Origin of the sequence: Gemmatimonas sp. (assembly GCF_044376735.1) — a bacterium.
GTDB lineage: Bacteria > Gemmatimonadota > Gemmatimonadetes > Gemmatimonadales > Gemmatimonadaceae > Gemmatimonas.
The window spans coordinates 12378-38303 of record NZ_JBILKJ010000009.1; the positions used below are offsets into that span (position 1 = coordinate 12378).

The following is a 25926-nucleotide window of genomic DNA, read 5'->3' on the forward strand; positions in this document are numbered from 1 at the left end:
GAGCCTGCGCCGAAGGGAGGCGCCTCCTAGCGTACCGTCGCGAAGGCGCGCACGGGAAACGTGCCCACCTCCACCAGCTTGGGCGGCACCGCGGTGAACGTGAAACCGGCACTCGGCAGCTGCTGCAGGTTGCACAGGTGCTCGGCGATCAGGATCTCCTCGCGCAGCAGCACCGTATGCACCGGACGTGTGCCGCCGTCGGTGTTGTCGATGTTGAACGAATCGATCCCCACCAGCACCGCGCCGGCGTCGCGCAGCCAGACGGCGGCCTGCTCGGTGAGATACGGGTGCCCTTCGAAGTACGCGTCGCTACCCCAGAGGGTGTCCCATCCGGTGTGCACCAGCACGGCCTTGCCGCGCACATCACTTGCCGAGAGCTGCGCCGAGAGCTGCGCCGCGTCGATGGCGCGCGCCTCACGCGCCGTGGCCCGTACCACGAGCGCGGGCTGATCCACGAACCGCTCGAGTGGCATCGACGCCGTGTCGCGTCCGTCGGCGTAGCGATGAAACGGACAGTCGATGTACGTCCCCGTGTTGGTGATCAGCTCCACGCGACCGATGTGGAATTCGGTGCCTGGTTCGTAACGGGCACGGGAGTCCTCGCGACTGAGGTAGTCGCAGATCACCGGCGCGGGCAGCCCCTTGTAGTACACCACCCCGTGCTCGATGGCGTGGCTCAGGTCTACCAGCGTGGCCCCATGCAAAGGAGAACGTGTGGTCACGGCGCGTTTAGCTGCACGCGGCGAGCAGGAGCGCGACGCCGAGTACGGCCGTGGCGCGTCTGGCAACGGGGGACGAGCAGGAGCGCATGGAGCGGTGTCCTGGCAGACGTGAAAAACGAGGCAGAGACACAAGTCTACCTGCTCGGGGCGTGCTCGGGGCGTCGATTCACGGTAGCTTGCCCGCCCAATGACCGACAGACAACTCGTCCCACCCCAACCGTTCGATACCGACGTGGCCGTCGTGGGCGGCGGTCTGGCGGGCCTCACCGCCGCCTGCTGCCTTGCCGCGTCGGGACTGCGCGTGACCCTGTTCGAGGCCCGCTCCCGCCTTGGCGGCCGCATGCTGACCACGGGCGTGCTGTCCGTGACCGAGGTCCCGTGGGTCGATCTGGGCCCCGCGTGGTTCTGGCCACACCAGCAACACATCCGCGCGCTCGTCGCCGAACTGGCGCTGCCCGTGTTCGAGCAGCACCGGGACGGACTGGCGAGGTACGAGGCGGGCGCCGGGAGCCCGCCGGAGTCGTTCGATCCGTCGGGGAGTGCCGATCCCTCGTTCCGGCTGGTTGGAGGCATGTCTGCCCTCACGCGCGCCTTGTACGCCGCGTCGCAAGCGGCGCCCACGCCCGTCACGGTGCAGCTCGACGCCGCCGTGCGCGAGCTCAGCTGGCAGCCGGGCGGCGTGGCGATCGAGGGCGACGGATTCCGCTGCACCGCGGGCCGCGTCGTCGTTGCCGCACCGCCGCGCGTGGTCGCGCGCGATATCACCTTTGCGCCCCCGCTGTCCCCCGCGCTGCAGGCGACCCTCGCCGACACGGTCACGTGGATGGGGCACGCGATGAAGTGCGTCGCGACCTACGACGCGCCGTTCTGGCGCGGCGCGGGGCGCTCCGGATACGCGGTGAGCTGGAGCGGACCGCTGCAGGAGATGCACGACGCCTGCATGCCGTCGCACGATGGTACGCCGGCCGGCTACGCGCTCATGGGCTTTGTGGCACCGCGCACGAGTGCTGCCGCGCGAGCGTTCCGCGACGCGAGCGCCGAGGCGCGCCGCGCGGCCGTGTTGGCGCAGCTGGCACGGTTGTTCGGTCCCGAGGCGCTCAACGCGACGGGCTACGCCGAATACGACTGGACACGCGACGCGCGCAGCTGCGGACCGAACGACGACATACCGCCGAGTGCCCATCCCGCCTACGGCGACGCGCGCGTCACCGATGAGGCGTGGCGTGGCCGTCTGCTATGGGCCGGCAGCGAAAGCTCGGCGATCGGCGGCGGGTATCTCGATGGAGCCGTGGCGTCGGGGTGGCGGGCCGCCACCGCCATCCTGCGTGCCCTCCACATCCCGACGTGAAGTCGGTGTATTACGCCGCCCGCACGTCGCTGAAGCGCACCAGCCGCTTTGTGTCCTCGTCGTACAGCGCCAGACGAAGGGCCTTGATGCCCTCGCGAATCGTCATCGTGGGCGCGGCGTCGAAGATGGGGTTGTTGTCGTGCGCTTCCTGCAACCGGAAGTTCGGAATCTTCGGGCCGATATGGTGCACGTGATGCAGGCCGATGCTGCCGGTGAACCACTGCAGGATCGGATGGAGGCGCAAGTGCGAACTGCCGGTGATGGCGGCGGTCGCGTAGTCCCACTCGTCGTGCGTTTCCCAGTAGGCATCTTCGAACTGGTGCTGCACGTAGAACAGCCAGATGCCGGCGGCGGCAGCGACGTACATGCATGGCAGGTACACCAGCAGGAACGCGCGCGGGCCCCACAGCAGGATCGACGCCACGATCGCGGCGGCGATCGCGAGGTTCGTGTACCACACGCTGTAGAGTTGCTTCGTTTTCGTAGCCTTGCTGCGCCCGCGGAAGCGCTGGTTCAGCATGAGGTGCAACGGGCCCACCAGCATGAGCGACAGCGGATGGCGGATCAACCGGTAGATCAGACGGCCGCGCGCATCACGGGCAAGGTATTCCTTCACGGTGATCGTCGGCACATCGCCATGGCCGCGGCGATCGAGATCGCCCGACGAGGCATGATGCAACGCATGGTCACGACGCCACTGGGTGAACGGTGTCAGCGTGAGCACCCCGGTCACGAAGCCCAGCGCATCGTTCACCTTGGGCCACGGCAGATACGACGAATGCGCGCAGTCGTGCATGATGATGAACGTGCGCACCAGCAACCCCGCGCCCGGCAGCACCAGCAGCGCCGTCACCCACGGGGCGACGTCGAGGAAGTAGAACATCGCCCACAGCAGGGCGCCCAACGGCACCAGCGTATTGACGACCTGCCACAACGCGCGACGGACGTCGGCACCGGCGTACTTGGCCACGATCGCGGTCCACTCCGACCGGGGGACCTCCAACGTGCGGGACTGGAGCAACTCAGCCATGCAGGACGACACCTGAATACGAGGGCAGGAAGGCGCTCGAACGGCGCGCCGGTAGGTCCCAAAGTATCGCTGGGCGAGCGAACTCGGCGATAGTCCCGACCACGAGGGAATCGCGCCAATCTCGCCGGCATCCCCACGACCGTCGACGGCTGCACGACGCGGGTTTGACAGCCATGTCCTTGCTGAATAGCCTTTCTCGTATGTATTGGCCCTACCGTATTTATACCCATGTCGCACGGGACTCGCGCGCTGATCACCATCACCCGGCACCCTTCATGATGAAGCAACGAATACTCACGGTGTTCATGGGGACGCTCCTGTGCGCGTCACAGGCGTTCGCCCAGACGAGAACCGTGACGGGCAAAGTGACCCGCGACGTCGGCGTCCCGCTCTCCGGCGTCTCCGTCGTCGTGAAGGGTACGCCGACAGTCGTGCAGACCAACAACAACGGCGACTACAACATCCGCGCCGACGTCGGTCAGGTGCTGCAATTCCGCCTCATCGGCTACCTCCCCCAGGAGCGCACGGTACCGTCCACCGGCAACATTAATGTCGACATGGACAAGTCCGCGACCAGCCTCGACGCCATGGTCGTGACGGCGCTTGGTGAGGAGCGGACCCGGCGAACCCTGGGTGTGTCCCAGCAGTCGGTGGCCGGTAGCGACATCGCGCAGACTGGCCGCGAGAACTTCATCAACGGGCTGCAAGGTCGAATCGCCGGCGTCGAAGTCACGAGCAGCTCCGGCATGCCCGGTGCCTCGTCCTCGATCACCATCCGAGGCGTCAGCTCGATCTCCGGGAGCAACCAGCCGCTGGTCATCGTGGACGGCCTGCCACTCGATAACAAGACGCTCAATACCGGCGTGTTGGCCTCCGACGCACCGGGCTCCACGATCGCCTTTAGCAATCGCGGCGTGGACTTCACCAACCGCGCGGCCGACATCAACCCGGATGACATCGAAAGCATTACGGTGCTCAAGGGACCGGAAGCCGCTGCCCTGTACGGCATCGATGCGGCCAACGGCGCGATTGTCATCACGACCAAGCGCGGCCAGCCGGGCACCGGCGGGTTCGTGTACACCAACAACGTTCGGATGGACGCGCCCCGCGGCCTCCCCGAAGTGCAGCGGGTCTATGGGCCCACGACCGTGGTGGGCGACCTCCTGTCCTCGTTCAATTACTTTGGCCCGCAGTACGCACCGAACACCCAGCTCTACGACAACGTGGACGGCTTCTTCCGCACCGCCATGTCGCAGACGCACAACCTGACCTTCAGCGGCGGCACGAGTGACAGTAAGGTCACCTACCGCGTGGGTCTCGGCGGCCTGTCGCAGGGAAGCGTGGTGCCGAACACCGGATTGACGCGACTGAACCTCACGGGTGCCACCACGGCGCAAGTGAACAGGTGGCTCAAGACCGACCTCAGCCTGCAGTGGTCGCTGTCGGACAACGACCAGGCGCTGAAAGGCAACAACGGTCCGCTCCTCGGCTTGCTCCTCTGGCCAGCCACCGATAACGCGCAGGATTTCCTGACACCGGCTGGCACTCGTCGTCGCATCACCACGGCAGCGTCGCCGAGCGGTGAGGTCGACAATCCGTATTTCAGTCTCAACAAGAACCAGCTGAGCGCGCGGAACAACCGCTTGGTGGCCAACCTTGGCTTCGTGTTCACCCCGATGTCGTGGGGCAGTATCCGTTTCAACATGGGGTCCGACGGATACACCAACGAGAACCTCGTCCTCCGTCACCCCGAAACCGCCGGTGCCGGTTTCGACAACAGTGGTGTGATCGATCAGGCGAACGACATCACGCGCAGTCTGAACAGTCAGCTCGTGCTGAACATCAAGCCCGTCAAGCTGTTTGGCGGCCTCTCCCTCGGCGGCCTCGTCGGCAGCCAGATCAACGACTACAAGTCCACCGTCCAGGCCTCGCAGGGACTCCAGTTCCTCGAGCCGGAGTTCGTGTCGGTGAACAACGCCTCGGTGCGCACCAGCCGCTCGACCATTGCCCAGCGCCGCCTCATGGGCGTGTACGCACAGGCGGTCGCGAATTTCCGCGACTACTGGTACGTGACGGTGCAGGCGCGCAACGACTGGACCTCCACCATCCCGATTGATCGCAACTCGTTCTTCTATCCGTCGGTCAACACCAGCTTCGTTCTCACCGACGCGTTGCCCGCAACACGCAAGATCTTCAGCACCGCGCGGCTGCGCGCCGGATATGCTGAAGTGGGTAAGGATGCGCGGCCGTATGCCTTCCGCCCGGCGCTCGAGTCCCGGCTCTCCACAGGCGGTGGTTTCAGCTACGGCTTTACGGGTCCGAACTTCTCGCTGCGCCCGGAGTTCGCCGTCTCCTATGAGTACGGTGGTGACTTCGGGTTCCTCGACAACCGCCTCGGGATCGACGTCACGACGTACCGCAAGCGCACACGCGACCAGATCGTGAACGACATCCGTGGCAGCTACGGCACGGGATTCATTCTGTTCAATCTGAACGGCGCCGAGACCGAGAATACGGGTCTCGAAATGACCCTTCGTGGCAAGGCCGTGTCGACCAAGAACTTCGGCTGGGACGTGCTGGCCAATTTCGAGCGCGCCCGAGGCAAGGTGCTCAAGCTGCCCAACGCGCTCCCCGAGTCGTACGTGTCCGATACGTGGCTGTATGGCAACGTGCGCAACGGCGTCGGCCCCGGCATGTCCACCCGATCGCTCACCGGGCGCTACTATCTCCGCAACAACCAGGGACAGCTGCTCATCGATCCCACGACCGGACTACCGTTGCGTGAACCGACGGCGTTCCTCGATGCGGGCTACGACCGTCAGCCCGATTGGACGCTCGGCCTCACCAACACGGTGCGCTGGGGCAAGCTCTCGGTGACGGCGCTGGTCGACTTCCGCCGCGGTGGTGATGTGTTCAACGCCACGCAGCACTTCCTCACCATTCGCGGACTCACGCCGCGGACGCTCGACCGCGACGTACCGCGCGTGATCGACGGCGTGATCCGTGACGGGCGCGAGAACAGCGCCAACCCCACGAAGAACAGCATCGTCGTGACGCCGGCCATCCAGACCGGGTACTACTCGAACATGAGCGAAGAGCTGTTTATCGAGAAGGACGTGAACTGGATGCGCCTGCGTGACGTCACGGTGCGCTACCAGATCCCGCCGCGCCTCTTGGGCGCCCGCGACGCGAGCATCGCGCTGACCATGACCGACCTTTTCGTGATCACCAACTACTCCGGCCTTGACCCCATCGTGAACGGCAACACGGCGGCCGTTGGCGGTTCCGGGGCCGCGGGCATCGACTTCGGCAACTTCGCCATGCCGCGCGGCATCGCCTTCAGCATGCGCGTGGGGTACTGAACATGAAGCGACTTTCCCTTCTGCTCCTTTCCGGGAGCCTCGCCATCGCATCCACGGGCTGTGACCGATTCGTGGATGTCAACCAAAACCCGAACGCCCCGGAAACGGTCTCGGCCAACCTGTATCTGGCGCCGATGATCTACAACGTGGTGACGGGACCGCTGTTGGACGGCCGCTTCGTGGGACAGTACACCCAGATGTGGACCGTGCCCGGAACGGCGCTCCCCACGTGGACGCGGCATGGCTACGATCAGGGCTCGGATGGCGGCGGCGAGCAATGGCGCAACGCCTACTGGCACCTTGGTCAGAACCTCGTCGACATGATGACCATCGCCGAACGCGAGCAGCGATGGGACGTCCTCGGCGTCGGCTACATTCTCAAGTCGTGGGGCTGGCTGTCTACCACGCAGCTGCACGGCGAGATCATCATCAAGGAAGCGTTCACACCGAACACCTTCTTCTTCAACTTTGATTCGCAGGAGTTCGCGTACCAGGAGGCGGAGCGCCTGCTCAACGAGGCGATCAAGAACCTGCAGCGGACCGACGGCAGCGTCAATCAGACCTACCTGGCCCGCAGCGACAGGATCTATGGTGGTGATCGCACGCGGTGGCTCAAGCTGGCGTACGGCATGCTGGCAACCCTGCAGAACCAGTACTCCAATAAGGGCAGCTACAAGCCGCTCGATGTGATCGCCAACGTCGACCGTTCGTTGGCCAGCAACGCCGAGGACCCCCTGCTCTCCTTCGGCGGGACGGTAAACGACGACCGCAATTTCTTCGGGTGGACGCGTAACAACGTTCGCGGGTACCGGCAAACGGCCTTCGCCGTCAACCTGATGAACGGCACGCAGTTCGGTGGGGCCGTCGATCCCCGCCTCAGCCGCATGCTCTCGCCAGCCCCCGATGGCCAGTATCGCGGCTACGACATCAACGTCGTCGGCAGCACGCAGTTCACCGCGGCGAATACGGCACCGAACAACTTCTACGGCTACACCGCCGCGAACGGTGGCGGGGCGGCACGTTATCTGTTTGACGACCGGTCGCGCATGCCGTTCATCCTCACCTACGCCGAGCTGCAGTTCGTCAAGGCGGAGGCGGCGTTCAAGCTGGGGAATCGTGCGCTGGCACTGCAGGCGTACACGAACGGTATCGCCGCGCACATCGACTTCGTGAACGCGCGCAACAACGACGCCGGACAGTCACCGCCGCAGATCACGGCGGCGGAGCGCGCGGCGTTCCTCGCCAACCCGGCCATCGTCCCCACGGCGGCGAACCTCACGCTCAGCCACATCATGAGCCAGAAGTTCATCGCGCTCTGGGGATGGGGGTTCAATGAGGCGTGGATGGACATGCGTCGCTACAACTACACGGCGCTCGACCCGAACGCACGCGATTTGCAGGTCTTCCGCGGTTTCACGCTGCCGTCACAAGCAAACATCTTCGTGGACAACGCCGGCAAGTTCGCGCAGCGCATCCGCGCCCGTTTCAACTCGGAGTATGTGTGGAACCGTGATGCGCTCGCGAAGTTCGGCGGGCTCGATGCCGACTTCCACACCAAGCCCATGTGGATCACTCAACCGTGAAGGCGATGACCTCCCATATTTCCATTCGCTCCGCCGCCCGCCGCGCGCTCGCGGCGATCGGCTGCGCCTTGACGTTGGCGGCGTGTGAGAAGAACGCCGTGCAGGATATCACCGGTACACTGCCGGCGTCCCGCATCCGATTCTTCAACTTCGGGCTGAACGCACCCAGCGTGAACTTCTACGCCAATGACACCAAAGTGTCGGCGACGTCGTCTACGACAGGTGTGGAGGCAGTCACGGGAGTGAACTTCGGCGGCGTGTCGTTCGGCGGCCTCTACGCCGGGATCGCGCCAGGCGGCTACACCATTTCCGGAAGGATAGCGGCCGCCGTCGACAAAGACGTGCCGGTATCGCGCCTGCCGGTCACCCTTGCTGACGGGAAGCGTTACTCGGTGTACCTCGCCGGCCTCTACGATGCGACGGCGAAGCAGCAGGATTCGTTCATCGTTGAAGATCCGTTCTCGGACAGCACGGACTTCAGCCAAGCGCTGGTGCGCTTCGTGAACGCCAGCCATAACGCAAACCCGTTGGCGCTCGTCGTACGCAACACAACCACCACGACACAGACTCCGATCGGTGCCGCGGTGGCCTACAAGGCGGCCGGGGCGTTCGTGGGTGTACCGGCGGGTGTCTACGATCTTTCCGCGCTCGAGGTCGGCAGCACCACAGGCCCGATCACTCGCACCGCGGTCTCATTCGCGGCCGGTCGTATCTACACCATCACGGCGCGTGGCGATATCACGATCGGCGGCACCACCAACGTCAATCGCGCCCAGCTCGACAACACGCCGAACCGGTAACGTCGTCGCGCGTGAAGAACCATGTAGGACGAAAGGCCCCCGGTATGCACCGGGGGCCTTTTGTTGTCAGCGTACCACGCCGCAGCGCGCCGTCACGGAATCGGCTTCGGTGCTCCGCCCGAACGCAGGAAGTCCATCGCCATGTTCGTCATGGCGCGCACACCGACCGCCAACGCGCGGTCGTCACCCTGGAACAGCGGTGAGTGATTGCTGGCCACCGTCTTCGGATCGAGATTCGGCGGCGTAACACTCAGGTTGAAGAAGAACCCCGGCGCGAGCTCGGAGAAGCGCGAGAAATCCTCGCCGGCCATCGTGACATCACCTTCCGTGGCGCCCGCCGCCCCCGCCACGCGCTTGAGCGTGGGGAAGAACTTAGCGACCATGGCGTCGCTGTTCACCGAGCTCGGATAGCCGATGTCCACGATTACGTCGGCCGTGGCCCCGTGCGCTTCGGCAATGTTGGTCGCGATGCGCTTCATGCGCTCGTGAATCGTCCTCCGCGCCTCGGCGTCGAACGCGCGGATGGTACCGATCATCCACACCGAGTCGGGGATGATGTTCTCACGCAGTCCCCCGTGAATCGCACCCACGGTCACCACCGCCGGCGCCTTCGACAAGTCGAGCTGTCGCGACACGATCGTCTGCAGCGCCGTCACGATCTCCGCGCTCACCACGATCGGATCGACCGTATTCGCCGGCATGGCCCCATGCCCCTGACGGCCGTGCACCACGATGCGCCAGCCGTCGGCGCTGGCCGAGATCGCACCGGCGCGGTACCGCATGGCGCCGAGCGGTCCAGGCCCCACATGCAAGCCGAACACGCCGTCCACGCCCTTCATCACCCCGGCGTCGATCATCGGCTGCGCGCCACCGCGCGGCGGCACTTCTTCCGCCGGCTGAAAGAGAAACTTCACCGTGCCCGGGAGCCGATCCTTGAGGCCGGCCAGCACTTCGGCCGTGCCCATCAGCATGGCCGTGTGCATGTCATGGCCGCAGGCGTGCATCACGCCGGTTTCCTGCCCGTTGTACACCGTGCGCACCGTGGACTTGAACGGCACGTCCACCAGTTCGGTCACCGGCAGCGCGTCCATGTCGGCCCGCAGCGCCACCGTGGGGCCGGGCTTGGCACCCTTGAGAATCCCCACCACGCCGGGAATACCGCCCACGTTCTCCTGCACCTCCATCCCCAGCGCCTTGAGATGCGCCGCCACCAACGCCGCCGTGCGCTTCTCGGCGTAGCCCAACTCAGGATGCTGGTGAATGTCGTGCCGCCAGGCAGTGACCTTGTCGGCGATCGCGGCGGTGCGACGATCGATCTCAGCGGCCAACGCAGGGTCGGCGGTGACCTGTTGCGCGCGCAGAGAGGGCGCGACGCTCAGCGACGCCGAGAGCAGCAGGACGGCGAACACACGGGAAGAGTACATGGCAGGACTCGGGGCAAGAACGCGTGAAGCGCGGATGGCGAATCCTGGAGAAGATGGGGGACGCGTCGCGTTTTCGCTGCCCCCGCCGGGGGGACGATCATCGCCACTGGCCGTTGGCCACGTGCTACCGCGAGAGCAAACGCTTCAGCAATTCCGGCATCGCGTGCAGCTGATCGATGTGGTCCGGCGCCGTCGTCCCCGCGAATCCCAGCACCCGGAAGTGCCCCGCGTGCACCTCACTGAGTTGCTGCATGCCGCGCGGCCCCCAGTTCAGCACCGGCGTCCGGCGCAGCCCCAGCGCGCCAATCGTCCAGTCGGCCGTTTCGGTGGTGCTGGCATACGTACCGGGAAAGATCTCCGAGTGCGCGATCAGCATCCGCTTCTCGCCCCGCGCCGCCGCCCGCGCGAACGCCGCGAGCGACTGCAGGTTCATCGTATCGAGCGTACCGCCCGCTGCCAGCACCTGCCCCTCCGGTACGTACGACGTGTGCATGCCGTCCAGCAGCAGCACCGCATCCACCCGGCCCATGTGGCGTGGCTCGCGCAGGATCGCCCGCACCGCCCCATGCCCCGCCGAGAACCCCACGAGCGTCACGCGGTCCAGCCGCGAGGGGCGACCGGTGGCCGCGGCGACCTCGCGGGTAACGGTGGCCAGCAGCGTGTCGAATACCGAGGGATCGGCGAAGCTGCGATCGTAGATGCCCGAGCCGGCCCCGAGGTTGAGCACCACGGCTACGGTGCGGGCTCCGAGCGCGGCCACCGCCTGCTCGGGCAGCCACGCGGCCCCATGAAAGTGGATCACGACATCGCACGCGTCGCGGGTCCGCGCGCGCTCGGGCACCCACAACTCCACCGCCTTGCCCCCGGGGCCGGGGAAGGCGCGCACGGTGCCGCCCAGCGCACGCGATGTCAGCCGTTCGTGCGCCCGTGTAGACTCCAGCATGGGCGACGGATTTTGCGGGGCTGGCGGCGGCACCACGGGACCCTGCGCCGACACCGGCACCAGCGGCCACGCAAGCGCCACGACAACCATGACCGCGCGCAGCACCCGACCGCCGTTCGCGGCCCTATCGAACCACTCCATGGATCTCCGTGCGAACGACGGGGCGAACAGCAGGGCGCGCATGAGGCGTGATGTGAAATCTACCGACAACGTAGACCGACGCGACTTTCTCAAGCAGCTCGCCGTGGCGGCCCCGTTGGTGTTGGCGGCGCCGGGTTGCCTCGCGGTGCGAACAGGCCGATCAAGCGCGAATGCCAACGAACGCTCCGCCGACGAACTCGCCGCCGATTTCGTGATCATCGGCGGCGGCCTCGGCGGCTCGGCCGCCGCGCTGGCCGCGGCGCGACGCGGCCTCCGCGTGATCATGACCGAAGAGACCGACTGGATCGGCGGACAGCTCACGCAGCAAGCGGTGCCGCCCGACGAGAACGCGTGGATCGAAACCATCGGGGGGACCCGCAGTTACCTGGCGCTGCGCACCGGCATGCGCGACTACTACCGCACGCACGCCCCGCTCACCGCGCGGGCCAGAGCAAACGCCCGTCTCAATCCCGGCAACTGCTGGGTGTCGCGCATCGGCTGCGAACCGCGCGTCGCCCTGGCGGTCATCGAGGCGATGCTCGCTCCGTATGTGCAAAGCGGACAGCTGCGCATCCTGCGCGAGCACACCGCCGTGGCGGCCGACGTGCACCGCGACCGCGTGCAGGCGGTACGCGTGCGGCATCGCGACAGCGCACGCGATGTCGTGCTCCGTGCCCCCTACTTCGCCGACGCCACCGAGCTTGGCGATCTGCTGCCGCTGACGCGCACCGAGTATGTCACGGGCGCCGAGTCGGTCGCGCAGACGGGCGAGCCGCACGCCAAGCGCGAGGCCGAGCCGGACAACGTGCAAGCGTTCACGATGTGTTTCGCCCTCGAGCATCGATCGGGTGAGCACCACGTGATCGACCGGCCGAGTGACTATGCCTACTGGCGCGACCTCGCGATTCCCGCCGCCGACGGCGTGCCGTATCGGCTGCTCAGCTTCGACGAGCCGGCCAACCAGCGCATCGGCTTCGACCCCGAGCGGCGCACCGGCTATTGGTCGTACCGTCGCGTGATCGACCGCGACCTGTTCACGCCGCAACCCACCGGCGATGCGCGGTACCAGCACGATGTCAGCATCGTGAATTGGGGACTGAACGACTACTCGTTCGGGTCGCTCATCGACGTGGACACGGCCACGGCGCAGCAGCATGTGGCGCGCGCGAAAATGCAGAGCCGCTCGCTGCTGTACTGGCTGCAGACGGAGGCCCCACGCCCCGATGGCGGCGCCGGCTGGCCGGGGCTGCAACTTCGCCCGGATATCATGGGCACCGACGACGGCTTCGCGAAGTATCCATACATCCGCGAAAGCCGTCGCCTGGCCGCCGAGTTCACCGTGTGTGAGCAGCACGTGACCGCCGACGCCCGTCCCAACGCCACGCACGCGGCGGACTTTCCCGACAGCGTGGGGATCGGCCATTACAGCATGGACCTGCACCGCACCACCCGCGGTGACTACGGACGCTACGGCGCCACCCTGCCCTTTCAGATTCCGCTGGGCGCGCTGCTGCCGACGCGCATGGAGAACCTGCTCCCCGCATGCAAGAACCTGGGCGTGACGCACCTCACGAACGGCTGCTACCGCCTGCATCCGATCGAATGGAACATCGGAGAAAGCGTGGGGAGCTTGGTGGCCTTCTGCCTCGCCCACCGCTGCCCGCCACGCGCCGTGCGTCGGCAGCAGCCGCGCCTGCAGGATTTCCAGCGGGAACTCGAGCGCGACGGAGTGCCACGACAGTGGCCGCGCGAGCTGCCACGATAGTCACGCTCCGCTCGCGATTCGGCCTCGACTCGCCCGCCCCGAATGCGCCGAGTCCTCACATCGCAGACACGACGTGAGGACTCAGGACCAGTAGGCTCATGCAGCGCGAACGCCGACCGGAACGATCAGCGCCCGGCGAACCACGTCGCCGGGTTGAAGCCCTGCGGATTGACCACGAACACCTGACTGCGTGTCCACCGCCCCGTGGTCGGGAAGTACGGGGGCGGATACTGCAGCAGGCAGCGATTGAACGAGAGATCGTCGTGGTAGCCGTGGAGAAAGGTGCCGCTCATGGTACCCGTTTGCCCGATGCGATCCTCGATGGTTCCACCGATCAGCCGCGTCGTACCGCGCGTGACGAAGCGATTCGCGGGGATTCCCACGGGCGAGGCATTCTCGGCCGCGACCGACTTCAAGGCGAGCACGGACGCGTGGATGACCACGTCGGGACTGTTGGGCGACGGATCGAAATCCTTCCGCGGCCACGACCACGCTGCGCCCGTGGCGCCCGTCCGTCTCCCCTGTGGGGTGGCCAGCGTGTTGTCGGAGTACATCACGTACTCGCCGGACATCAGGCCAATCACGTCGTCATCCGGGGTGCAGACGCCGGCGACGACCGCCGGACTGGTGGCCTGCGTGAGGTTGTGCGCGATCACCATGACGTTCCGCGACGCCACCGTCACGCGACCACGCGCCACGCCACTCACGGCCACCTTCCCTTCGACGAAGATCACACCCCGGAAGTTGTGGTTGTACGCGGGGCTCAGCGGCCACAGGTAGGCGCCGTCGGCCCGCGCCGCGACCGCGGCGGGGACACTGCCCGAGGTGCGCGGCATCCAGTATCCGCCGACGTCCTCGGCTTGGAACACGCCCGTCGGCGTCAACCGCTCGTCGCCACCGAGAAAACAGCGGGTCGAGACATCATCGAAGGCGGCGGCCTTGTCCGCCATGCGGGTGGCGTAGTCGCCGGCGGCGCGATGCGCGATCGCTTGCATCGTGACCGGCACCGCGTTTCGCCCGGCCACATTCACCACGCGACCGCAGTTCGGCGAATAGAGCAGGCTGTCGATCGGTACGGGGGCGCCCGCCGGGACGGGCGCGCCGGTCGCGGCCGCCGGAGGCACGGGTGGCCGCGCCATGGCATAGCCCGCCCCGAGCGGCGACCCCGCCTTGGTCTGGAACACACGGAAGTAGCCGTCGTCAGGACCGGTCGTGTTGCCGTCGCCATCGGCGTCGATCGCCACGAACTCGATGCGCATCGTCGCGAGCGCCGAATCGCCGATCACCACATTGGGGGTGAAGCTATAGCCCGCCTTGGTGGCGATGGTCTTGAGCGTGTTCAGGTCCGCGGACGTCGGCATCGGGATCTTGGCGATGTTCTCGCTCGGCGGCCCCTTCTTGAACAGCGCGAAGGTCTTGTTCCGAACGATGCGGGCCGACGTGACGACGTCGTGGAAGGTCGCCTGCGGTGACGGAGATCCGCCGTTCCAGATATTGATCGTGTCGTTGCTGTGCACCGGGCCCTGCGCCTGCGCACCGAGCGCCCACCAGAGAATCCAGCCCGCCGTCGAACGCGCCTTGTCGGTGAACGACGCGTATCGGGCGAACGACTCCTGATACAGCTGCTCGCGCAGGATCGTGGTGTTGCCGTGCGCGTCCTTGGCCTGCGCCACCACTTCCGCCTGCACGCCGAACTCGCCCACGCTGGCGAGCGAGTCGGAATTGCCGATGCGAGAGATCCAGACGGAGCGCGTGATGCCCCCACCGGCACTCTGGTTGTTGGCGACCGTGCGATAGCCTTCCAGCGGCACCGTGTCGAGGCGCGCGTTGAGCCGCGAGCGCGCGAGCGATAGCGCGGTCAACGCGGCATCGTCCACACTGGACGCGCGCTCGGAGCCCGCCTGGACGAGCTTGCCCGACATCGCCATCATCCCGGAGGCAAGCGCGAGCACGGTCGCGACAATCGCGATCAGCAGCACGGCGAGCAGCGCGAATCCACGGCGATCGGAGACGAGGCGCCGTGCGCCCCGGAGCATACGTTGCTTGGTCATGGCACCACCACCGTGGCTGAGGCCGAAAGTGTGGACAGATTGGGCGTGCAGTCTTGCACCGCGATTCCATACTGGTACGTTCTCCCGAGGCCGCGCTCCACCCCCGCATCCTTGAGCGAGTATGTGGTGGTACCGCCGACCACGCTGACGGTGCTGAGTGGCTCACCCCAGATCGGATCGCCGGCCAGACGGCGCCACAGTACGTAGCGCACCGCATCCGTTTCGCCGCTGCCGTCATCGACGGCCTTGCCCCACGAGAGCATGACGGCGTTGCTGTCGGCATTCCACGCCACCGCTGCCGCACTGGGGGCAATGGGTGCTCGCCCGCAGGCGCGGGACTGACGCGCCCCCATGGTGTTGGGCATCGGCACCATGTAGCGCACCACATTGCGCGTGCCACCGCTGGGTTTGGTCGCTTCGTACGTGACTTCGACGCCACGCACCTGATCGATCCGCGTCGTGACGGCCGTGCCCGTGTCGGGGGTGACGCCCCGATACATCGCGGTCTTCGCGAGCGGGAGCCAGCTACGCGGCACGGTGTCGAGCGCGGTCAGCGTCGTGTTGTAGCGGGTCGGGTCGTACCAGTACCGGAAGAATGGCGTCGTCAGCGACTTCCGGAGTCCCGTCGCAATGATCTCCGGCGCCACGTTGTTCACTTGTCGCAGCAGCATGTAGTCGGCGGCATTCGTCGAGGACGTGTCGCGCGCGAAGCGAAAGATCACGAGCTCCGCATCGCCGCTCGTCCCGGCGATACTCGTATAGTTGGCCAGCGGATAGGAGAACCCTGACCCGGGAATCGTGATCGCGTTGGCAAGCGTGATCGCACCGACTTCCGCCGGGGTAGCATATGGATCCACGTACACGGCCCCGGTGAATCGTGCCGAGTCCGCGTCGTTGGTGGTGAGATCGGCGTTGAACGCGAAGACGCTGTCGTTGGCGTACACGACGATCGGTTGGTTGTCCAACACGTTCGTCCCGGCGGTCCGGAGCTCCGTTCGCATGATGTCGCGACCGAACCGTCCGTTCTGCACGGAGATGGACTTGTCGGAGAGTGCGCGGAATCCCTTGCTCTGGGCAAGCAGAAATCCGAAGGCCGCGCTCGTGATGAGCCCGAAGACGACCAGGGCCACCATGACCTCAGCGAGCGTGAATCCGCGGCGAGGACGAGAGGAATAGGTAGGTTGGCTCATGGCGCGGCGATGGTGATGGTTCGACTGACGGGTGTTGGCAGATTCGACGAAACGACTGCCGAGATCTGTACGGTCACCGTGGTGGTGTTCATGCCGTTCAGCGTATCACGCGACACGGTGGTCGCGGTGACGAGCCCGTCCGCCGTGCCGTTGTACCGGGCGGCGGTCAGCTCCGACAGGGTGGAATAGGTCGGCCACGTACGCGCCCGCCCGATCTGCATCTCGGCGACCGACTGGGCGCGGTTCTTGAAGTCCGCATCGCGCACGGATTTCGACGCGGTGGTGGTGCTCATGCCCATGGCCAGAATCACCCCGGCGAGGATCACCAGCGCGATCATGACCTCGATGAGCGTGAACCCCTTCCGGGTGTGCACGCTCGGATGACGGTGGGTACTCATCGTCCGTGCCGCCATTCGGTGCTGCCCCACGCGTACCATTCGGGCCGGGCCGTCGCGCGCGAGATCACCACGGCTCGCGTGTCTTTGTCGGTCCCCCCGGCCATTGCGCTGATCGTGGAGAGATAGATCGTGACCGAGCGATCGACGCTGCCATTGCGCTGCAGCACTAGCATGGGACTGCTGTTGCTGGTCAGCATCTCCGGGATGCTGGCCGTCGCCGTGCCCAGCGCACCCACCGACGAGGGGCGTCCGAGCACCACGCGCTCCGGCAGCAGGAACAACCGACTCTTCTCGTCGCTGTCGAATCGCGCGTTGTTGTTGACGTCCCACACGGTCCGGATGAAATGCGCCGTCGTGTCGAAGACGAGCAGCACGTTGTGCTGCCGCGACGCCGCATCGCGTTGGGCGACCATCAGAGCCATGCCGAACGACCGCGCGGCGGTGTCCACCTGGGAATTGTCGAGTCGCACTCGTGGCATCACCAGCGCGGCCATGGTGCCGACGATGGCGATCGTGATCAGAAGCTCGAGGAGCGAATAGCCTCGCGAGATTCGTGATCGCAGTGATCGTGGAGGCGCAGTTGTCACGGTTGTACCCTGGAGTGAGGGGGGCTGTCTCAGCACACCGACGCCCACTCGTTTCAGGGGGTCACGAATCGTCACATCACTGGTGCATTTCGTTCAATCGCGTGCATTGGCGGGGCGGTGCGAGGCCCATACGCCCTCAAGACGGCCGGAAGGCGGCCCGGGTCACAACGACGGTGGGGTCGTGGCAACGTCGCCGCTACGTGCGCGTGGACAGCTGAATGCCCGCGAACACCGCCAGCAGCGCCGCCAGCAGTCGGCCGGTAACGGGTTCGCCCAACAGCACCACGCCGAGCGCGATCGCGGTGATCGGATTGAGCGCCAGAAACACCGCCACCTTCGACGGCGTGGAGCGGCGCAGCGCGTAGCCCCACAGCCCGAAGCCCAGCGCGCCGCCGAGGCTGCCGAGGAACAGCACGGCCAGCCATCCCCCCGGGGCGATGGAGCGGGTGTGCACGGCCAGCCCCTGCGCCAGCGCCAGCGGTGCCAGCGCCAGCGTCCCCGCGGCCATGGCCTGGACGGTGATCACCGCCGAGGGATAGCGCAGCAGCAAGGAACGGGACCACACGTTGTACACGGCGCCACACAGCACCGTGGTGCCCACCTCGGCGTACCCGATCCACAGGCCGGCATCGGTGCTCAGCGCGCGGGCAGCACCGGGTGGGAGGGCGAGGGCGATTCCGCCCAGCGCCAGCAGCTGCCCCGCGATCGCCCGACCGGTGAGGCGCTCGGTCCCACGGAGCGCGGAAAGCGCGAGCGTCACCAGCGGCATCGTCGCCACCACGAGCGCCACCGTGGCCGACGGCAGATGGGTCAACGACGCACTGAAGCTCCACGGAAAGACGCCGAAATACAGCACACCCAGCGCCGCAACCCGCCACCGGTCGCGCGGAGGCATCGGGCAGAACGCGCCGCGACCGACGATCGTGAGCATGCACAGCGTGGCGATCGTGTAGCGCAGAAACGCCAGCACCAGCGGCGTCGTCTGCGGCACCACGTATCGCGTCACGACCACCGAGGACCCGAAACAGATACACGCGACCGTCGCCGCGAGGGTGGCCCGGCGCGAGGACTCGGTCACTGGGGAGCGACCACGATGCGCGAGGTGATCGCGAAACGGAAATCGAGCATCGCGAAATCAAACGAACGCCGCCATCGAGCGACATGGTCACGACCCGCGGCGACCACGCGCTACGTGCCCACCTCGTGCCACAGGGCGCGCGCGCGCCGCGCGAACAGCAGGGCGGAGAGCAGCAGCACCAGCCACGCTGTCCTGACACAGGCGTTGGCGAGTGCCTGATCCATCGGCAGCAGATCGAGGCGCTCCAGCAGGTAGTTCCAATCGTGAATGATGTCACCGTCGCCCGGACTCACGAGATCGAGGGCCATGTCCCGCGCATCGCGAATGTAGGCCGACAGATTCCCCAGGCTGCTCGCCAGCCAGAAGAGCGGGATGAGCGCCCCCAGGCGGTCTTCCTGCCGTCGGAGCACCAGGCAGGCCGCCAGCGGCGCGAGCAGCTGTGTAAGGCTGCCACCGGCGACCGCCATGAACTCGCCGAAGGGACTCCAGAGGACATGCCCCAGTTCATGCACACCAAGCGTGATCCCGCCAAACAGCCCCGCGCTGTCGGGGGCCTCACGGATGACGCGCTGCGCGTCGACGGCGAGCAGCAGCGCCAGCAGCGACACGAACACGATGCGGAAACGAGCGGACATGGGGCCTCGGGCGCCACACCGCGTGGCGCCGAACGTAGTCGGGGGAGCGGGGCCGTCCAGGCGACTCACCTGTGGTGTCGCCGGCCGGCCGGTGTGTACGGAGACGACGCCCGTCATCGGTGCGTTTCCGATCCGTCCGTGTGAGCCGGCGCCGGCGCGGCGGCACTCACGCGCGGGCCCGTCGCGTACGACATTACCGCGACGATGCCTGCACGACACGCCACCGCGCGATGACGACGAACGCTCCGCTGGAGTATCAGCCATGAACACCATTGCCCACGCGGCCACGGCGGCAGCGCTGCTGTGCGGGGTGCTCGCCACCGATGCGTCGGCGCAGCTCGCACCGGTCCGGGTGCGCCTCCCCGGCTACAATCTCCCCCTGTCGCTCGATTCGGTGGCCGGACCACCGGAAACGATCTCGGCGGGTTTCGAGGTCACGCGCGCCGCCGCCGCGGCCGTCCTCGAGGAGCTCAAGATCCCGGCCACGACCAACGATCCCGCGGGACTCGTGGGGAATGGTGGATTCCGGCTCCTCCGCCGTTTCGGCAACGATCGCCTCTCGACGTTCTTCGAATGCGGCACCGGTTTGAGTGGGCCACAAGCCGATATCTGGCGCCTGACCGCCGCGGTCATGCTGTGGGTCGAACGGGCCGGCGACGCCGGGAGTCGCGTGCGCATCGCGTTGGTGGCCGGGGCACAGGACCTGGACCCGAGTACGCGCCGGAGCGCCGGGTGCGGCTCCACCGGTGCCCTCGAGACCATCGTGATCGACCGGATCCGGAAGCGGGCGACCACGCCGCAACCGTAACCGACGGGCCGTCCTAGGGGCCGGCCCGGATGCCGTACACGCGGCAGTCGAGACTGCCGAAGTACAGCACGTTGTCCCGAAGCACCGGCGGACCGGTCGTCGCCGGGGCGTTGATCCACTCGTTGGCGGCAAACCGCCACCGCACCACCCCAGTGGCCGGATCGAGGGCGTGCAGAAACCGCCCACCGGCCACGTACATGATCCCGTCGTGCATCACCGGGGTCCCGACCGGCCCCTCGGCCAGTGCGTACGTTCGGGCGGCCCCGGTGGCGAGACGGACCGCGTACAGGCGGTCGGCGCCGTAGTACACCCACTCGCCGTCGATCAGCGGCGTCGCCTGGCTCAGCGTCCGGGTATCGACCGACCACCGGACCTCCGCCCGCGCGACATCGTAGGCGATCAGCGAAAAGCCGCTGGCCACTTCCGCGTTGAACACCAGCAACGACCCGTGACGCACCAGCGGGCTCAGGATGCGGGTGGCCACCGTCGCCACCGTCGCCGTGCGGTCCATCAGATTCAGCGAGACCAGCCGGCCGCTGTGCGTCCCGTAGGTGATCGTGTTGCCGTCGATCAACGGGGTTCCATCCGGGCGCTCCGGGATCGGGATCTCATCGACCGATGTCCCGTTGCGCGGGTCCACCACCAGCAAGGCGGAACTCGTACCGGCGCTCAGGAACACGCGACCGTCGACCTCGAACGGCAGCCCCACCACATCGCCCCGCGTCCACAGCGTAGAGCCGCCCGTGTTGAACGCGCTGAGCTCCCGGCCGTCCCAGAGGGAGATCACCCCCCCGATCACCCGGAGGGCCCCGCATCCGCTCGGCCGCAGCTGCCGCCACACTTCCTGCTTCGTCCGGCGGTCGACCGCGACCAGCCGCGTCTGATCCTTCCAGCCATTGCCGCCGCAGAACACGAGCAGGTCGTCGGTGGCCACGGGAGCCGGGCAAACGCAATCGCCGTCCCAGAAGCGCGGATGGTACGTGGCGTAGCTGAACACCAGCCGATCGTCGCCGCGTTGGCCGAGCCCGATCGAGAGCGCGATCGGCAGGGCAACGACGGCCATGACGCCGAGGCCCACCTGCCCGGAGCGTGTTGCGGGAAGCCGCAGGAAAGCCATGGGGTATGTCGTGAGGCGGCGGGTGGTGGGCATCGCGTGGGCGCGCAGCGGACGTGCCCGCTGGTCTGTGCGCCAGACGATCCAGCCGGGTCGGAGGTGTCGCCGGATCTTCGGATCGGGACCGCGTGTCCATCAGCGCGCGGTGCGGGTGCCGCGCCGACGCGGCTCTGCGGCACCCCTCAGGGCACCGTCACCGACGCCGCGACGCCCACCAGCACACCCGCGATGACGATGACCGGCGCGGGGTTCTCGTTGGCGATTACCACCACGGTGAAACGCCCCGCCGGGTCGTGCGCCGCCACCGACGCGAAGCCGCGGATCTCCCCGGTGTGCGACCACACCGGCCGCCCCGCCAGCTGCCGGCGCACGATCCCCAGCCCGTACCCCTCACTCCCCACGGTGGTCATCATGGCGGCCAGCGACGTGGCCCCCACCAGCCGCCCAGTCATGAGCCCCTGCCACCAGCGGGCAAGTTCCTCGGGGGTGGAGAAGTACGCCCCCGCAGCCCACGCGGCGCTGTAGGTGGAGGTGCGCGCGTCCATGACATTCTGGGTCCCTCCCGCCCACCCGCCGGCGAGCGGCCCCGTGGGTGCCTCGTGTTGGTCCAGGAAGGGCGCCGTGAGTCCCAGCGGGGCCAGCAGCTCGTCGCGCACCTGCTGGTGCAGCGGGCGCCCGCCGACGGCCTCGGCCACCAGCCCCGCCAGCTGGTAATTGGAGTTGGAGTAGCTCCACCCCGTGCCACGCGCGAACAGCGGCGGGCGCAGCAGCGCCAGCATCCGCTGCGGCGTCCACCGGGCGTTCACGTTCGCCAGAATGGAGTCGCGATACCCGGGGGCGTCGGTGACATCGTAAACACCGCTGGTGTGGTTGAGGAGCTGGCGCACCGTGATGGCCGGGTCCACATACGCGATGGGGGGGAGCCAGCGCCCGACCGGATCGTCCAGCGACAGCCGTCCCCGTTCGGCCAGGCGCACCAGCAACGTGGCCGTGATGCTCTTGGAGATGCTACCGATCCCCAGGCGCATGGCGGTGTCCATGAGCACGCCGGGCTGGGACAAACCGGCGACCCCGCGCCAGATGCGGCCGTCAGCCAGCACCACGGCCGCCGAGGCCCCGCGCAGCGGGACGGCCCGGACGGCGCTGTCGAGCGTCCGCTGCATCCGCGCCATCCATGTCGTATCGACGGCGACGGTGGGCGGTGAGGGGATCGAGGTATCGACCGTGGTCGGCGCCGACGACGTGCAGGCGATCGGACCCGTGCTGGCGCACACGATCAGCACGCCGATCACGGCGATCAAGAGGCGGGCAGGCATCCGGGAATACTCCGCGTAACGAGAGGGACGGCGCCGGGCGGGGCGCACCGCGCGCTCCCGCGTTCCTGAAGAATGACGTCACGATGAGCCCGGCGTTAATGGCGCGTCGAACGACGGACCGTGCGTGGGCGCGCAGCGGTCCGCCCCCACCGGCTCAGGTTGGCGTCACGCGGACACGATTTCTCGCTATCGTTCCTCTGCATGAGAATCACACACGCGCTGTATCTGCTGTCGGCCGCCGCCTGGATGTTCGTGGCGAGCGAGGCCCACGCCCAGGACGTACGCACCGTGGTCCTGCGCTTCCGCAAGGCGGGCGACACGGTCGCCATTCGCAATGCCCAGATCACCATCGATCACACCATCGAGGCCGGCGTCACGGATTCGCTCGGCATGGTGTCGATCCCGGACCTCGAGGACGGTGGACACATCGTCGAGGCGGTGGCGCGCGGCTATCAGGCGTTCTTCGACAAGTTCACGAGCGGCCCCGGCGTGCCCATGCCGATCGATCTCGAGATTCTGGCCTTTGCCCCGCCCACCAAGCCCAAGGGCGTGATGACAACGCTTACACTCGAGGGCGTGGCCGCACGTCGCGCCAAGGGGCAAGGACGATTCTTTACCCTCGCACAGCTCAAGGCGGCCGACGGACGTCCGCTCGCGAACCTGCTGAAGGTCGATGCCGGTGCCGGCATTGCCACGGGACCGAACGGCGAATCATTCCTTGCCGCGAGCGGCCGCGCGACCTGCTACGCGGCAGTGATTCGCGACGGCCTGCGCGTGTATCCGTTCGAGAATGCCGCACCGCCGGATCTCGACAAGATCTTCACCGACGACCTGTCGGCCGTGGAACTGTACGCCACCATGCCCGCTGAGTTGAGAGACGCGGGAAGCTGCGGCGCGCTGGTGCTCTGGCGTCGGTAACCCACGCGTCACGGCCTGTACACCAACAACACGGGCGCCCCTCGCAAGAAGGGCGCCCGTGATCGTTCATGCTGGTCGGTGTCGGATTACTTCGACGCCGCCGCCAGCCGCCGGATCTCGCCGGCCATCGTCTTCACCCGCGCGCCATCCTTGGCGCCGGCGATGTCCTTGTCCACCTGCAACGCGAGCGCGTTGAGCGCCGTCGCGCGCGCCAGCCCCGACTTCATCTCCGCCGCATCGAGCGCCGCGTAAATCGCCGTCGTGCGATCGGACGCGAGGCCGTTGCCGCGCACCAGCTGATCGAGGTACGAGCGCACCACCACGAACGCCGCCGGCCACGTCATCTTCGGCTGGCTCTGCGGATTGTAATCCGTGAAGGTCACCAGCTTGGCCGCCGCGATCTCGTTCGCCGACAGCTGCGCACTCGGCGTGAGTTCGAGGATGTCCATGCCGCGATCGAGCTCAGACGAGAAGATGAGGCCGTTCCAGTAGTACGCGCCCCATGAGCCGCCAATGGTGTTGCTGCGCGGACGCGCGCCCGGCGCGGCGGACGCGGCGGCGGCGGGAACGTCCACCGGCTGCGGCGGATCGATCGGACCACGATCGAAGTAGCCGATTTCAATCGCCTTGTCGGGGTCGGTGAAGTCCATGATGTTCACGCCGCCCTGATACCAGCCCTGCACATACAGGTCGCGTCCCGGCACGGGGATGATGCCACCATTGTGCGACACGCAGTTCTCTTCGGCCGTCTGCGCCGAGGGCAGCTTGAAGTACGCGCGCTGATTCTGCTTCTTTTTCGCGTCGAGCGAGATGACCGTGTTGCCGCCCAGCTCGATCATGCTGGAGGCCTGACACATCGGGCCCGTGCCGCCGCCCCACTCGTCCGTCTGGATCAGCTTCTTGCCGTCGTTGCTGAACGCCGCCGTGTGCCGCCCCTGATAATTGTTCGTGTCGGCGAGGGCACTGATGCGGAACGGCTTCTCGGGGTTGGAAATGTCCACGAGAATGGAGTGCGTCGAGCAGGACGCCGCGAGCAGATTCATGGCGGGATACGCCGTCACGTCATGGCAGTTGCGCGGTCCGGTGGGCATGGTCGGATCAGCCACCGGGCGGGCGCGCCCCGCCGCGCGGCGCGCGTCGGTCGGCGCGCAAAAGCGCATGCACTCGCTCGCCCCGTCCAGACCGGTGAAGATACGCGCACCGGGAATCACCTTGGCCTGCTCAGGACGATCGAGCTGCACCTTGATGATGTCGAGCTGGAAGAGGGAGTTCGTGGGATCCGCCGGATCACTGCCGTTCTTGCACCCGGCCAGCTCCGTCTCCGGCCGCGCCGCCTGCTGTCCCGACACGTAGATGTAGATCGTGCGCGGATCAGTCGGGCTGGGCACGATCGTGTGCGTGTGCGAACCTTTGCACGTCTGCACGTTCTTCACGAGCTTCGGCGCCTTCGGATTGGACACGTCGAAGATGCGCACGCCAGCCATGTGATCCTTGGGATCCTGCACGCCGCCGCTGCCGCAATCGTTGCGGTTGCCCGCTCCCTCGGCGGAGATGAACAGCAGGTTGCCGTAGATCGACGGATCACCCTGCGAGGTGATGCACTGCACCACCGCCGTCATCGTCGGCTTGGCGGGATCGGTGATGTCCCAGATCGAGAAGCCGGCGAAGTTCGCCTGGTAGACGTAGTGCGTGCCGAAGGCGAGGTCGGAGTTGACGAACGTCAGGCCGCGCACCGTGTCGAACTGGGCCGGCTTCGGCGTGAACGACAACAGCTTCATGTTGCTCGCCGCGACGCCCGCATCGAGTCGGCCCGACTTCAGATTGTTCCGGGGATCGGACTTGCTCGGGTACGTCTGCGCCGACGCCAGCGTCGGCACAACGGCAGTCGCAAACAGCAGAATCAAGCCACGCATGACGCGCATCAGTTCACACTCCACTCGGTGAGGATGGGGAAAACGAAACGCCGGCTGGCGTTGTACGTCCGTGCTACTTCGGGGGGAGCTTGGCCAGCAGGCCGCGCATGATGCCGATCTCGGCGGTCTGCGCACTGACCACATCGTTGGCGAAAGTGTTGGCGTCTACCTCCTGACCGGCGCCTTTCACCTTGAAGAGATCATCGACCATCTTGAGCGCGCCCTCATGGTGCTTGATCATGCCGACGAGGAAGAGCCGATCGAACATGACGCCCTTCGCTTTATCGAGCGCCGCGATCTCCTCGTCCGTCAGCATGCCGTCCATCCGCATGCCGTGCCACGACGCGGTGTCCGGTGCGAACTGATCGTGTCGGCGCAGCCACTGCTGCATGATTTCGATCTCGGGCACCTGCGACTGATCGATCTTCCGCGACAACTTGAGCACCTGCGGATTGGCGCCGTTCTTTTCCGCTAGGCGCGACATCACGATCGCCTGCGCGTGATGGGCGATCATGCCCTGCATGAATTCAACGTCGGCCTTCGTGTACAGCACACCGTTCGGGATGACAATCTCCGGGCCCATCCGGTGCATGCTGTGGTCCATGCCCGCCTGAGCGGATGCGGACGACGAGGCGCCCGCCAGCAGGGAAAGGACCGAGAACGCGAGAATCGGACGTCGGGACATCATAGAGGGGTGCTCCATCGGTGTGCCGGGCCAACGCGCGAGCCGGGCGGAGGGGGGTCGTAGCATGAGAAATGTACTTGAGGATACGGCGCGAAGGGGCGGCGCACTAGGCGTC

At 66.9% G+C, this 25926-nt stretch carries 21 protein-coding genes; 7 read left to right on the forward strand and 14 right to left on the reverse strand.

Annotated elements, in window-relative coordinates:
• Positions 1–26: 26 nt before the first annotated feature.
• Positions 27–722, reverse strand: a complete 696-nt coding sequence (locus ACIRA7_RS02515; protein WP_396219220.1) for a cyclase family protein — start codon at positions 720–722, stop codon at positions 27–29.
• A gap of 187 nt (positions 723–909) precedes the next feature.
• On the opposite strand from ACIRA7_RS02515, the gene ACIRA7_RS02520 reads away from it, so the two are divergent.
• Positions 910–2070, forward strand: a complete 1161-nt coding sequence (locus tag ACIRA7_RS02520; protein ID WP_396219221.1) for a flavin monoamine oxidase family protein — start codon at positions 910–912, stop codon at positions 2068–2070.
• Positions 2071–2080: 10 nt separating this feature from the next.
• Here ACIRA7_RS02520 and ACIRA7_RS02525 read toward each other — a convergent pair whose 3' ends face one another.
• Complete coding sequence (locus tag ACIRA7_RS02525) at positions 2081–3100, reverse strand: fatty acid desaturase (RefSeq protein WP_396219222.1); 1020 nt, start codon at positions 3098–3100, stop codon at positions 2081–2083.
• A 275-nt stretch (positions 3101–3375) separates the two neighbouring features.
• Here ACIRA7_RS02525 and ACIRA7_RS02530 point away from each other — a divergent pair, with 275 nt between their 5' ends.
• From ACIRA7_RS02530 to ACIRA7_RS02540, 3 genes are all read left to right on the forward strand, one after another.
• Positions 3376–6462: a SusC/RagA family TonB-linked outer membrane protein gene (locus ACIRA7_RS02530; RefSeq protein WP_396219223.1), complete on the forward strand. Its 3087-nt coding sequence runs from the start codon at positions 3376–3378 to the stop codon at positions 6460–6462.
• Between the two features lie 71 nt (positions 6463–6533).
• Positions 6534–8045 carry a SusD/RagB family nutrient-binding outer membrane lipoprotein gene (locus ACIRA7_RS02535; RefSeq protein ID WP_396219224.1) on the forward strand — a complete coding sequence of 504 codons (1512 nt, stop codon included), beginning with the start codon at positions 6534–6536 and terminating at the stop codon, positions 8043–8045.
• Positions 8046–8050: 5 nt separating this feature from the next.
• Complete coding sequence (locus ACIRA7_RS02540; protein ID WP_396219225.1) at positions 8051–8845, forward strand: DUF4397 domain-containing protein; 795 nt, start codon at positions 8051–8053, stop codon at positions 8843–8845.
• A gap of 92 nt (positions 8846–8937) precedes the next feature.
• Here the strand turns inward: ACIRA7_RS02540 and ACIRA7_RS02545 are convergent, their stop codons facing one another.
• Both ACIRA7_RS02545 and ACIRA7_RS02550 read right to left on the reverse strand, forming a co-directional pair.
• Positions 8938–10269 carry an amidohydrolase gene (locus tag ACIRA7_RS02545; RefSeq protein WP_396219226.1) on the reverse strand — a complete coding sequence of 444 codons (1332 nt, stop codon included), beginning with the start codon at positions 10267–10269 and terminating at the stop codon, positions 8938–8940.
• Positions 10270–10393: 124 nt separating this feature from the next.
• Entirely contained in the window at positions 10394–11395 is a 1002-nt protein-coding gene (locus tag ACIRA7_RS02550; protein WP_396219227.1) for a hypothetical protein, read from the reverse strand.
• Between the two features lie 10 nt (positions 11396–11405).
• Here ACIRA7_RS02550 and ACIRA7_RS02555 point away from each other — a divergent pair, with 10 nt between their 5' ends.
• Positions 11406–13118, forward strand: a complete 1713-nt coding sequence (locus tag ACIRA7_RS02555; RefSeq protein ID WP_396219228.1) for an FAD-dependent oxidoreductase — start codon at positions 11406–11408, stop codon at positions 13116–13118.
• 125 nt (positions 13119–13243) lie between these two features.
• Here ACIRA7_RS02555 and ACIRA7_RS02560 read toward each other — a convergent pair whose 3' ends face one another.
• The 6 genes from ACIRA7_RS02560 to ACIRA7_RS02585 form a co-directional block, all read right to left on the reverse strand.
• Positions 13244–15169 (reverse strand): TadE/TadG family type IV pilus assembly protein, encoded by a 1926-nt coding sequence (locus tag ACIRA7_RS02560; protein ID WP_396219229.1) that lies wholly within the window; start codon positions 15167–15169, stop codon positions 13244–13246.
• Complete coding sequence (locus ACIRA7_RS02565) at positions 15166–16359, reverse strand: PilW family protein (protein ID WP_396219230.1); 1194 nt, start codon at positions 16357–16359, stop codon at positions 15166–15168. The genes ACIRA7_RS02560 and ACIRA7_RS02565 overlap by 4 nt, the downstream gene beginning before the upstream one ends.
• A complete protein-coding gene (locus tag ACIRA7_RS02570; RefSeq protein WP_396219231.1) occupies positions 16356–16757 on the reverse strand; it encodes a prepilin-type N-terminal cleavage/methylation domain-containing protein in 402 nt (133 codons plus the stop codon). The genes ACIRA7_RS02565 and ACIRA7_RS02570 overlap by 4 nt, the downstream gene beginning before the upstream one ends.
• Positions 16754–17344 (reverse strand): Tfp pilus assembly protein FimT/FimU, encoded by a 591-nt coding sequence (locus ACIRA7_RS02575; protein WP_396219233.1) that lies wholly within the window; start codon positions 17342–17344, stop codon positions 16754–16756. Before ACIRA7_RS02575 ends, ACIRA7_RS02570 begins: the two co-directional genes overlap by 4 nt.
• A gap of 196 nt (positions 17345–17540) precedes the next feature.
• On the reverse strand, positions 17541–18422 hold the full coding sequence (locus tag ACIRA7_RS02580; RefSeq protein WP_396219234.1) for a DMT family transporter: 882 nt from the start codon (positions 18420–18422) through the stop codon (positions 17541–17543).
• Positions 18423–18532: 110 nt separating this feature from the next.
• Positions 18533–19057: a hypothetical protein gene (locus ACIRA7_RS02585; protein ID WP_396219235.1), complete on the reverse strand. Its 525-nt coding sequence runs from the start codon at positions 19055–19057 to the stop codon at positions 18533–18535.
• Positions 19058–19319: 262 nt separating this feature from the next.
• Between ACIRA7_RS02585 and ACIRA7_RS02590 the strand changes: the two genes are divergently transcribed.
• Positions 19320–19865 carry a hypothetical protein gene (locus ACIRA7_RS02590; RefSeq protein WP_396219236.1) on the forward strand — a complete coding sequence of 182 codons (546 nt, stop codon included), beginning with the start codon at positions 19320–19322 and terminating at the stop codon, positions 19863–19865.
• A 13-nt stretch (positions 19866–19878) separates the two neighbouring features.
• On the opposite strand, the gene ACIRA7_RS02595 is transcribed toward ACIRA7_RS02590, so the two are convergent.
• Complete coding sequence (locus ACIRA7_RS02595) at positions 19879–21015, reverse strand: PQQ-binding-like beta-propeller repeat protein (protein ID WP_396219237.1); 1137 nt, start codon at positions 21013–21015, stop codon at positions 19879–19881.
• 146 nt (positions 21016–21161) lie between these two features.
• Positions 21162–22295: a serine hydrolase domain-containing protein gene (locus ACIRA7_RS02600; RefSeq protein ID WP_396219238.1), complete on the reverse strand. Its 1134-nt coding sequence runs from the start codon at positions 22293–22295 to the stop codon at positions 21162–21164.
• 201 nt (positions 22296–22496) lie between these two features.
• On the opposite strand from ACIRA7_RS02600, the gene ACIRA7_RS02605 reads away from it, so the two are divergent.
• Positions 22497–23213 (forward strand): hypothetical protein, encoded by a 717-nt coding sequence (locus ACIRA7_RS02605; RefSeq protein WP_396219239.1) that lies wholly within the window; start codon positions 22497–22499, stop codon positions 23211–23213.
• 86 nt (positions 23214–23299) lie between these two features.
• Here ACIRA7_RS02605 and ACIRA7_RS02610 read toward each other — a convergent pair whose 3' ends face one another.
• Together ACIRA7_RS02610 and ACIRA7_RS02615 are read right to left on the reverse strand one after the other, a co-directional pair.
• Positions 23300–25135 carry an LVIVD repeat-containing protein gene (locus ACIRA7_RS02610; RefSeq protein WP_396219240.1) on the reverse strand — a complete coding sequence of 612 codons (1836 nt, stop codon included), beginning with the start codon at positions 25133–25135 and terminating at the stop codon, positions 23300–23302.
• A gap of 64 nt (positions 25136–25199) precedes the next feature.
• Positions 25200–25814 (reverse strand): DUF305 domain-containing protein, encoded by a 615-nt coding sequence (locus tag ACIRA7_RS02615; protein WP_396219241.1) that lies wholly within the window; start codon positions 25812–25814, stop codon positions 25200–25202.
• Positions 25815–25926: the final 112 nt, after the last annotated feature.